We start from the raw sequence: 13553 nt of genomic DNA on the forward strand, positions 1-13553 counted from the left end.
GGAGAGATCAACATGCTGCAGAAGCTATGGTTATATCATACAAACGACTTGCACAGCCACTTTGAGAACTGGCCAAAAATCGCAGCTTATATTGAAGAAAAGCGTCAAGTTCACGATCAGATGCTCTTGTTTGATATTGGCGACCATATGGACCGAGTGAACCTTGTGTCAGAAGCTGATTATGGAAAGGTAAACGTCAAGCTCCTCAATCAGCTTGGCTATAACGGGGTCACGATTGGGAATAATGAAGGCATTACGCTGCCTCATGATCAGCTGGATCAATTGTACGAGCATGCACAATTTCCAGTGGTCCTGTCTAATTTATTTGAGAAAGGCAAAAGGCCATCGTGGGCAAAGCCCTATCATATGATCCAAATGGAAAACGGACTGAAAATATGTCTCTTAGGCGTGACCATTGCGTATACACCCGTCTATGAAAAGCTGGGCTGGGACATTACAGATCCGTTTGACAGCATACGGGTCATGCTGCAGGAAGTGAAGGGACAGGCGGATGTCATTGTGCTCTTATCCCATCTTGGTATCATCCATGATCGGGAGGTCGCCCGTGATTTCCCTGACATCGACATCATCCTAGGCTCGCACACGCATCATTTGTTAGAACAGGGTGAAATGAACAATGGGGTGCTGCTTGCATGCGCTGAAAAGTATGGGCATTATATTGGCTGTGTCGAGCTGACAATTGACATAGCGCGCAAAGAGCTGATCGAGAAAAAAGCAACGGTGCAGTCAGTGGATCAGCTGATCAGTGAATCAGATGAAGCCATCACTACCTTACAGCAAGCAGAAAGAAGAGCCAAAGCCCTCATGCAGGAAAAAGTAACAGCGATTGAGTCAAGGTTAGAAACGAAGTGGTTTGATGAATCCCCGCTTCCGCAGCTCTTAACAGATGCCATTAAAGATTGGTGCGGGGCAGATATCGGCATGATGAATGCAGGTATGGTGCTTGATTCATTAGAGGCAGGAATCGTGACAAGAGAAGAAGTCCACCGAATCTGCCCGCATCCCATTAATCCCATTCGGGTGACGCTTACCGGTCAACAGCTCATCGAAACCGTTCGGCGTGCCTGTGAAGAAAAAATGGAACAGCTGCGCATCAAGGGCTTCGGCTTTAGAGGTGAGCTGATGGGGAAAATGCTGTATAGCGGCCTCACCTTTACAGTAGAAGAAGGCGAAACCAAACGGGTAAAGGATGTCTTTGTACATGATCAATTGATCAAAAAGGACGCTTCCTATACGGTTGGCACAGTCGATATGTATACATTAGGCTCTCTATTTCCTCATATCCGTGACCATGAACACATTGAATATTTCATGCCGGAATTTTTACGTGATGTGCTTACTTGGCGCCTGAAGGAAACCACATGAAATCCGCTTTAGCCTAACAACACTCGCCCTCTTGTCACATAGATTGTGATGAGAGGAGTGAAGGGATTTGGTGAATTTAACACCTATTAAAATTGATGGACATTCCTTTACAGCCGTCACCGTCAAACTGCCGAAGACGAATTTTATGGCGGTGACAAATGAACATGGGTATATTATGTGCGGTGCACTGGATGTCGGGCTCTTAAATGAAAAGCTTGCAGATAGAGGAATTATCGCAGGGAGAGCAGTTGGTGTGAGGACCATTGAGCAATTGCTTGATGCCCCTTTAGAATCTGTGACATACGCCGCAGAAGCGCTAGGCATTACAGCTGGAACCAATGGAAGAGACGCATTATTAAAAATGGTGAAATAAAAATGGATAGATGATTCCTATCCCCCCGCCTGTCTGCATACACTTGTAGTGGAGAAGGGGGGATTTTTTATTGAGAATGAACCGCCGTTATCGCCCCTATAAAAAGGGCCCTTTGCCATTTCGATACGTCATGCTGCTTGCAATCTTATTCTTTGTACTCTCAACCGTCATTAGTCTATTTTTTATTAACCGTTCAATTAAACCAACCCTTATTCACATTGCTGAACTAGAAACAGAGCGTATCGCCAATCATCTGATTCAATATTCTGTTCAAGACTTTGCAGACGATCAGGAGAATATGAAGGATATGGTGGTCATGAATACAAGTGAGAACGGAAAAGTAACGACCATCGATTTTAATGCGCAGGCAACATCGAAAGCAATGGCTGATCTGTCACGTCATCTTCAAAAAAATTTAGAGGACATTGAAAAGGGGAACTTTCAAAAAGAGGCAAAAGAAGCGTTAAAGGATCAAACAGATGGACATGACGGCATTATATATAACATTCCGCTTGGGCAAGCGTCTGGAAATGCACTCATCGCCAATCTAGGGCCAAAAGTGCCTGTACGCTTTAGTGTCATTGGTGACCCGCATACGGACGTTGAAAAAAATATTAAGCCCTATGGCATCAACAATGCCTTGATTGATATTAGTGTTCTGATCGAGGTCAAGGTGAGAGTCATCATCCCGTTTGCATCTGAAACAATCGTGGTCAAGAACTCAGTTCCCGTCTCCATACAAGCCGTTCAAGGGGACGTACCAGATTATTATAACGGCAGTGGAACAAACTCAGGCGCTCCATCGATTGTTCTCCCAGAGAAAAAGGAGAAGAAAGAATAATGAAAAACAGCCCAAGGAATGATTGGGCTGTTTTTTTATTTGCGTTTCCGCTCAGCTCTTTCCCACGCCCTTAAATGAGGGTATGGATCAAATGACCATTCAGTTCTGCCGTTGTCTTTATACATGCCATAGTGAAGATGCGGCGGAAATTTTCCTGCTGTGCCTGGGGGGCCATAACCGGAGCTTCCGACAGATCCAATGACCTGTCCGGGTTCAACAATTTGACCTGTTTTGAGTCCTTTTGCAAAGCCATTTAAATGAGCGAAGTAATGATAATGATTATGAATATCTCGAATACCAATCCGCCAGCCGCCAAAGCGGTTCCAGCCTTTCATTTCAATCACGCCATACGATGTCGCACGAACGGGAAGTCCATAATGGGCAAATAAATCCGTGCCCTCGTGAATTCTTCTGCCTCCAAATCCTCTTGCATCTCCCCATGTGCTCCGGTAGCTGTAGTCAGCTCCAACCGGAAGAGGGAAAGCATGCTTTCCGAGGTCAAGATGGCCATAGTGCTGATATAGCTTCATAAAAGATGAAATGATTCCAACGGTTTGATCTCGGCCATAATAGTCCCATAAAGCAATTTTTAATTGATCAATGCTGCTGCCGTAATGAAGCAAGTATTGAGCAAACGTGAATAATACATCCTCATCGTCATCGCTGTTCGCTTTTCCATCCCCGTTTCCATCAAGTCCAATTCCATCAAACACTTTAATGCTTAAAGGAGAGGTATCCTGCTTATTCGGGTTTTCAGGGCCGATCCACATTTCCCGGGGAATGTAGATACCAATGATGCCTTTTTGTTTCGGTAAATCTCTTCTGCTTTTTCGAATATTGTGCTCATACTGATCAACCGCAGCAAGTACATACCATGGAACTTGTGTCGTGATGGCGACTTTTTCGTATAGTGCCATTCGCTGCTTCAGTACATCTGGCTGCTTGCCTTCCCCTTGTGCATGAACAGGTAAAGGAAGCATTGAAAGAGCGATCATGATGGCTAAAACCACTTTCACAAACGTCCATCTCCTTTCATCAAGCATCGTCTTCTACCGTTTAGTGTGGTTAGATCATCCTATTTCATAAGAAGAAAATGTTAGTAATTTTCTTCTGGTTTTTTTAGGAGGCTTTTGGGTATTTTTGCAGCTCATTCCCTTGTTGTTCAATCTGTACTATGTTAAAGTGTCTAAAGAAAAGGCTTTAGGCCGAAGATTCAATTTTTTGCAGCTTCTTAGCTGCATCCATCGTATATAGCAGGAAGATTTTTGTAGATGCACCTTTAACGAATTCATATGGAGATGATGGAATTGGCAAAGAAGGAAGAGCACGTAAGAAAACCGGACTGGCTTAAAATTAAGCTGAATACGAATGAAAACTATACCGGTTTGAAAAAAATGATGCGGGAAAACAACCTGAATACCGTTTGTGAGGAAGCAAAATGTCCGAATATCCATGAATGCTGGGCGGTGAGAAGAACCGCTACATTTATGATCCTTGGATCTGTTTGTACGCGCGCATGCCGTTTCTGTGCGGTGAAAACAGGACTTCCAACTGAGCTTGACCTGCAAGAGCCAGAACGCGTGGCAGATTCAGTAGCCTTAATGAACTTAAAGCACGCTGTCATAACAGCGGTTGCAAGGGATGATCAAAAGGATGGCGGAGCAGGTGTGTTTGCTGAAACCGTTCGTGCCATTAGAAGAAAAAGCCCATTCACGACAATTGAAGTTCTCCCTTCAGACATGGGCGGCAATTACGATAATTTGAAGACGTTAATGGACACACGTCCTGATATTTTAAATCACAATATTGAAACAGTTCGCAGATTAACGCCAAGGGTTCGTGCACGTGCTACATATGATCGTTCATTAGAATTCTTGCGCCGCGCAAAAGAAATGCAGCCCGACATTCCAACGAAATCAAGCATTATGATTGGACTAGGTGAAACGAAGGAAGAAATCATTGAAGTCATGGATGATCTTCTTGCGAGCAACGTGGATATTATGGCGATTGGTCAGTATTTACAACCTTCGAAAAAGCATTTGAAAGTTCAAAAATACTACCATCCGGATGAGTTTGCAGAGCTGAAAGAAATTGCGATGTCAAAAGGCTTTAGCCATTGTGAAGCTGGACCGCTTGTGCGCTCTTCCTACCATGCAGATGAACAAGTAAACGAAGCGTCTAAAAAGCGTCAGGCGCAAGCATAACAAAGAAAACGCCAGAGATCTCTGGCGTTTTTTCTCATATTAATTTTGGCCGTAAGGGGCGTTTCTTCTCATGGTACGGTCAGAATTCGTCATACCATTTGCATCTTCTTTCGTAGAAATATCTCCACCTTGAGGGGAATATTTCATTTGTTGAATCGTTTTGGTTAAAATTTGATCAAAATCACGTGAATTGGTTTGAAGACGTGAAAAATTGGCAATGGATTGAAAGTGCTCTGGATTATCAGAGACGTATACATGATAATAACGAGGGAGAACAGAAACCGCCGTTTTCTTTACTTGATCGGCAGATTCATCCCGGTTTTTGTTTCCTGTTCGATATACAATCAGTGCATCCTCATCTGTCACAAGTGTGGCTGCATCTTTGATGTTTGGGAGCTGCACAGTTAAACTTGTAATGACGTGGGCAAGATGCTCGCGATTTAAAGCAGGTGTTCTTTCTTTCTGATCCGTTACTTGCTGGCGCTGATAACGAACATATCCTGCTCTGTTTGTGTCTGCTTCTGGCATGTTGGAATTATTTCCTTCATGACGATCCGATAGACGGATGGTTTTACTTGAAGAATCTTCATCCACTTGCCGGTTCATACCTGATTGAAAGCCGCACCCGCCTAAAAGCATGCTGAGGAGAATCGCGGCTGTCAGTTGTTTCTTCATAAATGTGACCTCCTTTTTTCTTTAGCTTCGGCTAAATCGGAAAAAACATGCTTTAGCAATTGATGGAGTTCTTCCAATGAATTATCATTAAAGATGGATCGTTTAAAAAGAGGTGAGAAGATGATCGTCATTCAGAATGCTACTTTTGATCTTGTAAGAGAGATTAAAGACGGTTTTGATGAAGAAGCGTTTAAAGCAAGGTACTCAGATATTTTAAATAAGTACGATTATATTGTGGGGGACTGGGGCTACAATCAGCTGAGACTGAAGGGGTTCTTTGATGACCAAAACCAAAAGGCCACATTTGATACAAAAATCAGCACACTCGATGAATACATTTATGAATACTGTAATTTTGGCTGTGCCTATTTTGTCTTAAAACGAATCAGAAAATAACGCAAAGGGGAGCGTCATGATGTATTTCGTAGACAGAAAAAAAATTGAAGAGACATTACGTTTTTTCGAGGAGCAATATGAGTTGATGCGCAGTCATCAAACATGGACAAGTCCACTAGAGAAAAAAGCGCTGGAACGAATTGTTCATTTGCTCGTCGAATGTATTCTTGATACGGGAAATGATATGATTGATGGCTTTATTATGCGTGATCCAGGAAGCTATGATGACATCATGGATATTCTTGTTGATGAAAAGGTTGTACCCGAAGAGGAAGGCAGTCAGCTGAAAAAGCTTGTCTCGTGTCGTAAAACACTTGTGCAGCAATACCAGGAAGTGGTTCATCACGACTTGCTGCAGGTGATCAGCGAGGTTGAGCATGCGCTAGAGGTTTTCCCAAGCCGCATCCGTACCTACTTGGAGCAGGAGCTTGGCCCAGTATCAGCGTTTAAATAATCCATTGGAGTTGTGAGCATCATGAAATACAAAGGCTACTTAATTGATTTAGACGGAACAATGTATAAAGGAACAGAAAAGATCGAAGAAGCAGGTCAATTTGTTCAAAAGTTAAATGAGCTAAACATTCCTTACTTGTTTGTCACGAATAACTCGTCACGCACGCCGAAGCAGGTAGCAGACAAGCTTGTTTCATTCGATATTCCAGCAACTGAAGAACAAGTCTTTACAACAAGTATGGCGACAGCCAATTATATTGCCGAGCAAAAGAAAGACGCGTCTGTTTACGTTATCGGTGAAGAAGGAATCAAGCAGGCCATTGAAGAAAAAGGGCTAATGTTCGGTCAGGAAGACGCTGATTTCGTTGTTGTTGGAATTGACCGAGACATTACATATGAAAAATTCGCAGTAGGTGCGATTGCCATTCGTCAAGGCGCACAATTTGTCTCAACAAATGGTGATATTGCCATTCCAACAGAAAGAGGACTTCTGCCAGGCAACGGCTCTTTAACATCTGTATTGACTGTCACTACTACGGTCAAGCCAACATTTATCGGGAAGCCAGAATCCATCATCATGGAACAAGCGATGAGGGTGCTCGGGACCGATCTGTCTGAGACGCTTATGGTGGGTGATAACTATGATACGGATATTATGGCAGGGATGAATGCAGGAATGGACACATTACTCGTTCATACAGGCGTGACAACAAAAGAGCTGCTTCAGAAGTATGACAAACAGCCAACCTATGTCATTGATTCATTATCCGAGTGGATTGAGCGATTATCATAAAAAAAAGAGGACAAGCGTTACGCGCGCGTCCTCTTTTTTGCTTTATTCCGCATTTCTCGTACTATGTGCAAGCCTGCTTGATGCTGCAGCAGCAATGGCGCCGACAATGTCATCTAAAAAGGTGTGGCACTCGCCTGTGGATTTATCATTGAGTTTCCCGAGAATCCCTGGTTTTTCTTTATCGATATATCCGTAATTCGTAAAGCCGATCGAACCATAAATATTGACGATAGCAAAGGATAGAATTTCATCAACACCATACAGGCTTTCGTCTGTTTCTAAAATGGACTGAAGCGGCTCGGTTAGCTTTTTTTGCTCGGCTAGTACGTCTAGTTCGACGCCTGTTAATATCGCATTTTGGACTTCTCGTTTTGCGATGACACGCTCCACATTGTGGATGCATTCTGTCATGTCTAAGCCAGGATGATATTTTTCCTGTAAAAAGTAGACAAGGTCTGCTATATCTTGAATGGATACGCCTCGTTCTTGTAAACGGCGTCTTGCTGTTTTTTCTACTTCGTTCATCTCATGATGATGCGGCATATATTCCTCACCCAATCCTCGTAATTTGGTCCACAACGTGTAAAAAGCTTCGGATAGTAAATAGTATTCATAAATCCCTCAACCTGCGACTACGATATGATAAGAGATCGATCATATGAACGCAGGTGAAAACATGAAAGAAACCATTTATCACACATTTGGTATTGATGTGCGTCAATTTATGCCATATGGCAGTTATCAGAGCTTTCAAACGTCGGAGACTCTCTTCATCATTGTTCCTGTGTCTCATTTGCGAGAAGAAGAACTCACAGAGCTGTATCATATCAGTCAGTATTTACTGAATGCCGGAGACCCATACGTCGCTGTATTTGAATTAACAAATGAAGAGAAGCCCACCTTTACTCATGGAAAGGAGCTGTATGCTTTATTAAAGGCAGCACCGCCGATCTCAAGCAGATCGTTTCAGCAGGCATCAGAGCTGGCGGCCTTTCATGTCAGGGGAAGAGGATTTCCATATGAGGTATCTGAAACAAAACGTGTGGGAGCCTGGAAGGAATTGTGGGCAAAACGGTTAGATCAGCTTGAAGGCTTTTGGATGCAGCAAATGCACCAAAAACCACTGGAACAGTTTGAAAAAAAATTCATCGAATCCTTTCCGTATTATCTTGGATTAACGGAAAATGCCATTCAATATTTAGTGGATACTGAGCTTGATGATGAACCGAGGGAATGTGACTCAGGCACTGTCTGCCACCAGCGTTTTTCGCGGAGGACTTGGCCGCATGAGCAGCCGCTTCGTTTACCTGTAGATTGGGTCTTTGATCATCCAACCCGGGATATTGCCGAATACTTAAGAGAAACCTTTGTCCAGCATAAGGAAGATTTAATTGAAGAAGGCTTCTCCTTTCTTCAGCAATATGAGCAGGTGACACCTCTTTCTTCCTTTTCTAAGCGTTTGTTATACAGCCGCTTGTTGTTCCCGCTTCATTATTTTGAAATTGTGGAAGGCTACTACATGTCAGGAGAAAATGAAAAATCATATTATGAAGAGCGGTTAGATTACGTCCTAAATGATGCCAATCGCTATGAATACTTTCTGAAGGTCTTTCAAGAAATGAGTGCCATGCGAAGCGGCGAGAGCCCGATACCGTCAGTTGGCTGGATCACAGGTCCAGGGAATTGAAGTTTCAGTGAACAGATGAAACGTCTCTTTTCTCTTGAGGCGTTTTTCGTTATGCTTAAAGAAATCAATCAAAGGAGTGTTCTTCTTGACGAAACCATATGTCTATATCACAAGAAAGCTGGATGAAGCATCACTTACACCATTAAAAGAAGTCGCTCATATTGAGATGTGGCCGAGCGAGGATGAGCCATGTCCAAGAGAAGAATTAGAAAAACAAGCAGCTAAAGCGGATGCGCTTCTCACCATGCTGTCAGATCAAGTAGATGAAGCCCTTTTATCAAAAACTCCAAATGTTAAGGTGATCGCAAACCTTGCTGTTGGCTATGACAATATTGATCTTGAGGCCGCTGAAAAGCGCAATATCACTATTTGTCATACACCGGATGTATTAACAGAATCCACGGCTGATTTAGCCTTTGCCCTTCTGATGGCGTCAGCTAGACGGATTGTCGAGGCGAGTGATTGGATTAAGGAAGGAAATTGGACAGGCTGGGGGCCTCTTCTTCTTGCCGGCGCTGATATTCATCACAAAACCCTTGGAATTGTTGGCATGGGAAGTATCGGAACAGCGCTTGCCAAGCGGGCAGCAGGCTTTGACATGAAGGTGCTGTACCATAACCGGTCAAGAAAGCCAGAGGCAGAAGCGCAGCTCGGCGTGACTTATGCGCCATTTGAGGAACTGCTCACGCAGTCTGATTTCATCGTCTGCCTGACGCCGTTAACCCCGGAGACGAAAGACATGTTTAATGAAAAGGCATTTGATCAGATGAAAAACTCTGCTTATTTTATTAACGTATCAAGAGGACAGACTGTAGATGAGGATGCTTTATATGAGGCGGTCACGACAGGAAAAATTGCCGGAGCCGGTCTGGATGTATTTAGACAGGAGCCTGTCAGCCCGTCTCATCCGTTAACAACATTACCTAACGTCACGGTTCTCCCTCATATTGGAAGTGCAAGTGTCGAAACGAGAAAAACGATGATGCGTTTGTGTGCTGAAAATATTGCGCTTGTCTTACAAGGTCAGCAAGCCAAAACGCCGGTTCGTTCATCATATAAGGCTCCCTGAGTTTCGGGAGCTTTTCTGACAAAAATATTTTGAAAATATAGAATCTTGATATAAATAGCTGTTAAGCGGTTTCATTCTGACAATCTCTTATTTTATTACCTTGTCAAAATGAGGATACCCCTTTATAATGTGTGTACATTGAATGTCTGTGTTAGGTTAACAAATGTCTTTTTAGAGAGGACATTGACGGAGAAAGGTGGAATTTCAGGTGAAGGCAATTCGAGTTGGACTATTAGGATTAGGAACAGTGGGGAGCGGTGTCGTCAAGATTATCCAAGATCACCAGGATAAATTAATGCACCAGATCGGCTGTCCGGTATTAATACAAAAAGTGCTTGTGAGCAATCCCGATAAAAAGAGAGATGTGGATGTGGCAAGAGAGGTCTTCACAACTGAAGTATACGATGTGATTAGAGATCCAGAGGTCGACGTCATTATTGAAGTGATGGGCGGCATTGAAGAGACAAAACAATATTTAATAGATGCGTTAAATGAGAAGAAGCATGTCATTACAGCCAATAAAGATTTAATGGCGCTTTACGGAACAGAGCTTTTACATGTTGCGAAAGAAAATGGCTGTGATCTTTATTATGAAGCAAGTGTCGCCGGAGGAATTCCGATTCTGCGTACGCTGGAGGAAGGATTGGCCTCTGACCGAATTACGAAGATGATGGGGATTGTGAACGGTACAACGAATTTTATTTTAACGAAAATGAACGTCGATAAAAGCGCATATGAAGATGTCTTAAAAGAAGCGCAGGATCTTGGCTTTGCAGAAGCAGACCCGACAGCTGATGTAGAAGGACTTGATGCAGCAAGGAAAATGGCGATTCTTGCAAGACTCGGCTTTTCCATGAATGTGGAATTAGAGGATGTGAAGGTCAGAGGCATCTCTGACGTTTCTGATGAAGACATTAATTTCAGTAAACGATTTGGCTACACAATGAAGCTGATCGGAATTGCCCAGCGGGACGGAGAGAAAGTAGAAGTCAGTGTCCAGCCAACTTTACTCCCTGATCATCATCCGCTATCATCGGTCAACAATGAATTCAATGCGGTGTATGTCTATGGAAGTGCTGTAGGAGAAACGATGTTTTACGGCCCTGGAGCAGGAAGTCTCCCAACGGCAACAGCTGTTGTATCAGACTTAGTCGCAGTGATGAAAAACATGCGCCTTGGCGTGAACGGAAGCGGATTTATCGCACCGCAGTTTGAGAAAAAGATCAAATCTCCATCGGAAGTATTTGCTCAGCAATTCTTAAGAATTCATGTTAGAGATCAAGTCGGGGCATTTTCCCGCATTACATCTATTTTTTCTGAAAGAGGCATCAGCTTTGAAAAGATCCTTCAGCTTCCTGTGAAAGGGCATGATGAGCTGGCTGAAATTGTGATTATTACACACCGGACCTCAGAAGAAGATTTCTCAAATATTCTGCAAAAATTAAACGATCTCGACGTGGTGCTTCAAGTGAAGAGCACGTACCGAGTAGAAGGGAACGGTTTAAGCTGATGAAGTGGAATGGACTTATTGAGGAATTCCAAGAATTCTTACCAGTAAACGAATCAACACCAAAACTAACATTAAATGAAGGGAATACACCGCTGATCCACCTTGCCAAACTTTCGGAAAAGCTGGGGATTGAGCTTCATGTGAAAACAGAAGGCGTCAATCCAACTGGCTCTTTCAAGGATCGTGGAATGGTCATGGCTGTTGCAAAGGCAAAAGAAGAAGGCAATGATACGATCATGTGTGCTTCGACAGGGAATACCTCTGCAGCGGCAGCGGCTTATGCAGCCCGTGCTGATATGAAATGTATCGTCATCATTCCAGACGGGAAAATTGCCTTCGGGAAGCTTGCACAGGCTGTGATGTACGGAGCAGAGATCATTGCGATTGACGGCAACTTTGATGATGCGCTGAAAATCGTCCGCAGCATCTGTGAAAAAGCGCCGATTGCTCTTGTTAACTCTGTCAATCCGTACCGAATTGAAGGACAAAAAACTGCGGCATTTGAAATCTGTGAGCAGCTAGGCTCGGCCCCGGACGTACTGGCGATTCCTGTTGGAAATGCAGGGAACATCACCGCCTACTGGAAAGGCTTCAAGGAATACCATGAGAAAAAAGGAACTGGACTGCCAGTCATGCGCGGCTTTGAAGCAGAAGGTGCAGCAGCAATCGTACGAAATGAAGTGATTGAACAGCCAGAAACAGTGGCAACAGCCATCCGTATCGGAAATCCAGCGAGCTGGAAGCAAGCTGTGGCGGCGGCAGATGAATCAAACGGAAAGATTGATGAAGTGACAGACGCGGAAATCCTTCATGCGTATCAATTGATTGCACGTGAAGAAGGCGTGTTTGCAGAGCCGGGCTCTTGTGCGTCTATCGCAGGTGTGCTAAAGCAGGTGAAATCCGGAGAAATCAAGCCAGGCAGTAAAGTAGTTGCGGTATTAACAGGCAACGGATTGAAAGATCCGAATACGGCCATTGATATTTCACAAATCAAGCCGGTCACACTCGATGCAGATGAAGATCAAATTCTTGAACACTTAGAAAAGGCCGCGCGCGTATGAGTGAAGCCTCCATGCTTTTTTCAATCACAGTACCGGGAAGCACTGCCAATTTAGGACCAGGCTTTGATTCAGTTGGAATGGCGCTCAGCCGCTATTTAAAGCTATCGGTCTATGACCATGATAGCTGGCTGTTTGAAGCAGAAACAGATGTCGTGTCCGGGATTCCACCAGGCACCGACAACCTAATTTATCAAACAGCCAAAAAGGTCGCAGATCACTTTGGAAAAACACTCCCGCCTGTTTATGTCAAAGTGTGGAGTGATATTCCATTGGCACGGGGGCTGGGCAGCAGTGCTGCTGCAATTGTGGCAGCCATTGAGCTGGCCAATCAGCTTCTCGAATTAAATATGACGGATGATCAAAAGCTCTTTTTTGCAAGTGAGGTAGAAGGTCATCCAGATAATGCGGGTGCCTCATTATTCGGTGGTTTACTGATTGGTCTTCATGAAGAAGACAAGACACATGCCGTCAAAGTGCAGCGTGTGGATATAGATGTTGTCGTCGTGATTCCTTTTTATGAAGTGCTGACAAAGGATGCCCGTGATGTCCTGCCAGAGGATCTTTCCTATAAACATGCCGTCAGTGCGAGTGCTGTGAGCAACGTCCTTGTTGCTGCATTAATGACGCAAAACTGGCCGCTTGTTGGAGAAATGATGAATAAGGATTTATTTCATCAGCCTTACCGCACAATGCTCGTCCCAGAGCTGTCGAAGGTAGAGCATGTCGCTTCGCTAAAAGGAGCGTATGGAACGGCATTAAGTGGTGCTGGTCCGACAATCTTAACCTTAGTTGAAAAAGGGAAGGGAGAAGCGCTGTTAGAACAGCTTGCCCAAAACTTCCCGCATTGCGAAGTAGATTTGCTGACGGTACCGGTAGAAGGTGTTGTCGTGGAGCATGATCCTGTCAATCAAGTAAAGAACGTGCTGTAAAAATGCACGTTACCAGCGTGTAGACAAACCCTCGCATTCGGTGTCAGTCCTGCGTGCTGGTGCTCACGAATGTCAAATTCGCTCCGTGCCAGTACTCGTCCTTCCTAGACTGCAAAGGTTTTCTATCACGCTGAAAAGAAGAAAAAGAGCTAAAATAAAGATCATTTTAGCCCTTT

General features: G+C 43.9%; 15 protein-coding genes. 12 read left to right on the forward strand and 3 right to left on the reverse strand.

Annotated features, from left to right (window positions below; genetic code table 11):
* Positions 1-12 precede the first annotated feature (12 nt).
* The 3 genes from C6347_RS04225 to yunB all read left to right on the forward strand — a co-directional run bounded on the left by C6347_RS04225 (position 13) and on the right by yunB (position 2600).
* Positions 13-1386 carry a bifunctional metallophosphatase/5'-nucleotidase gene (locus C6347_RS04225; protein ID WP_106036540.1) on the forward strand — a complete coding sequence of 458 codons (1374 nt, stop codon included), beginning with the start codon at positions 13-15 and terminating at the stop codon, positions 1384-1386.
* Positions 1387-1453: 67 nt separating this feature from the next.
* Positions 1454-1759, forward strand: coding sequence for a YunC family protein (locus C6347_RS04230; protein WP_034659881.1), 306 nt, complete (start codon positions 1454-1456; stop codon positions 1757-1759).
* A gap of 76 nt (positions 1760-1835) precedes the next feature.
* Positions 1836-2600: a sporulation protein YunB gene (yunB, locus tag C6347_RS04235; RefSeq protein WP_034282711.1), complete on the forward strand. Its 765-nt coding sequence runs from the start codon at positions 1836-1838 to the stop codon at positions 2598-2600.
* A gap of 35 nt (positions 2601-2635) precedes the next feature.
* Here yunB and C6347_RS04240 read toward each other — a convergent pair whose 3' ends face one another.
* Positions 2636-3580 carry a M23 family metallopeptidase gene (locus tag C6347_RS04240; protein ID WP_223250433.1) on the reverse strand — a complete coding sequence of 315 codons (945 nt, stop codon included), beginning with the start codon at positions 3578-3580 and terminating at the stop codon, positions 2636-2638.
* 327 nt (positions 3581-3907) lie between these two features.
* Here C6347_RS04240 and lipA point away from each other — a divergent pair, with 327 nt between their 5' ends.
* Entirely contained in the window at positions 3908-4804 is an 897-nt protein-coding gene (gene lipA, locus C6347_RS04245) for a lipoyl synthase (protein ID WP_034660686.1), read from the forward strand.
* A gap of 39 nt (positions 4805-4843) precedes the next feature.
* Here lipA and C6347_RS04250 read toward each other — a convergent pair whose 3' ends face one another.
* Complete coding sequence (locus tag C6347_RS04250) at positions 4844-5479, reverse strand: YhcN/YlaJ family sporulation lipoprotein (RefSeq protein WP_034659879.1); 636 nt, start codon at positions 5477-5479, stop codon at positions 4844-4846.
* Between the two features lie 120 nt (positions 5480-5599).
* Here C6347_RS04250 and C6347_RS04255 point away from each other — a divergent pair, with 120 nt between their 5' ends.
* The 3 genes from C6347_RS04255 to C6347_RS04265 are packed head-to-tail and all read left to right on the forward strand — an operon-like array spanning position 5600 to position 7121.
* Positions 5600-5875, forward strand: a complete 276-nt coding sequence (locus C6347_RS04255) for a YutD family protein (protein ID WP_008346837.1) — start codon at positions 5600-5602, stop codon at positions 5873-5875.
* Between the two features lie 19 nt (positions 5876-5894).
* A complete protein-coding gene (locus C6347_RS04260; RefSeq protein WP_034659878.1) occupies positions 5895-6329 on the forward strand; it encodes a DUF86 domain-containing protein in 435 nt (144 codons plus the stop codon).
* An 18-nt stretch (positions 6330-6347) separates the two neighbouring features.
* Complete coding sequence (locus C6347_RS04265; RefSeq protein WP_106036583.1) at positions 6348-7121, forward strand: TIGR01457 family HAD-type hydrolase; 774 nt, start codon at positions 6348-6350, stop codon at positions 7119-7121.
* A gap of 42 nt (positions 7122-7163) precedes the next feature.
* Here C6347_RS04265 and C6347_RS04270 read toward each other — a convergent pair whose 3' ends face one another.
* Positions 7164-7664 (reverse strand): phosphatidylglycerophosphatase A family protein, encoded by a 501-nt coding sequence (locus tag C6347_RS04270; protein ID WP_060597240.1) that lies wholly within the window; start codon positions 7662-7664, stop codon positions 7164-7166.
* A 115-nt stretch (positions 7665-7779) separates the two neighbouring features.
* On the opposite strand from C6347_RS04270, the gene yutH reads away from it, so the two are divergent.
* The 5 genes from yutH (at position 7780) to thrB (ending at position 13377) form a co-directional block, all read left to right on the forward strand.
* On the forward strand, positions 7780-8808 hold the full coding sequence (gene yutH, locus C6347_RS04275; RefSeq protein ID WP_106071450.1) for a spore coat putative kinase YutH: 1029 nt from the start codon (positions 7780-7782) through the stop codon (positions 8806-8808).
* Positions 8809-8893: 85 nt separating this feature from the next.
* Entirely contained in the window at positions 8894-9877 is a 984-nt protein-coding gene (locus C6347_RS04280; protein WP_106071451.1) for a 2-hydroxyacid dehydrogenase, read from the forward strand.
* Positions 9878-10085: 208 nt separating this feature from the next.
* Positions 10086-11387, forward strand: coding sequence for a homoserine dehydrogenase (locus tag C6347_RS04290; protein WP_060597237.1), 1302 nt, complete (start codon positions 10086-10088; stop codon positions 11385-11387).
* Positions 11387-12448, forward strand: a complete 1062-nt coding sequence (thrC, locus tag C6347_RS04295; protein ID WP_106071452.1) for a threonine synthase — start codon at positions 11387-11389, stop codon at positions 12446-12448. The genes C6347_RS04290 and thrC overlap by 1 nt, the downstream gene beginning before the upstream one ends.
* A complete protein-coding gene (thrB, locus tag C6347_RS04300; protein ID WP_106071453.1) occupies positions 12445-13377 on the forward strand; it encodes a homoserine kinase in 933 nt (310 codons plus the stop codon). The genes thrC and thrB overlap by 4 nt, the downstream gene beginning before the upstream one ends.
* Positions 13378-13553: the final 176 nt, after the last annotated feature.

Origin of the sequence: Bacillus sp. NMTD17, from assembly GCF_002998735.1 — a bacterium.
Lineage (GTDB): Bacteria > Bacillota > Bacilli > Bacillales > Bacillaceae > Bacillus.

Coding starts and splice junctions, on each gene's coding strand:
- thrC (WP_106071452.1), top strand. CDS start 11,387: ATGAAGTGGAATGGACTTATTGAGGAATTCCAAGAATTCTTACCAGTA.
- C6347_RS04270 (WP_060597240.1), bottom strand. CDS start 7,664: ATGCCGCATCATCATGAGATGAACGAAGTAGAAAAAACAGCAAGACGC.
- C6347_RS04250 (WP_034659879.1), bottom strand. CDS start 5,479: ATGAAGAAACAACTGACAGCCGCGATTCTCCTCAGCATGCTTTTAGGC.
- yutH (WP_106071450.1), top strand. CDS start 7,780: ATGAACGCAGGTGAAAACATGAAAGAAACCATTTATCACACATTTGGT.
- C6347_RS04255 (WP_008346837.1), top strand. CDS start 5,600: ATGATCGTCATTCAGAATGCTACTTTTGATCTTGTAAGAGAGATTAAA.
- thrB (WP_106071453.1), top strand. CDS start 12,445: ATGAGTGAAGCCTCCATGCTTTTTTCAATCACAGTACCGGGAAGCACT.
- yunB (WP_034282711.1), top strand. CDS start 1,836: ATGAACCGCCGTTATCGCCCCTATAAAAAGGGCCCTTTGCCATTTCGA.
- C6347_RS04225 (WP_106036540.1), top strand. CDS start 13: ATGCTGCAGAAGCTATGGTTATATCATACAAACGACTTGCACAGCCAC.
- C6347_RS04240 (WP_223250433.1), bottom strand. CDS start 3,580: ATGCTTCCTTTACCTGTTCATGCACAAGGGGAAGGCAAGCAGCCAGAT.
- C6347_RS04260 (WP_034659878.1), top strand. CDS start 5,895: ATGTATTTCGTAGACAGAAAAAAAATTGAAGAGACATTACGTTTTTTC.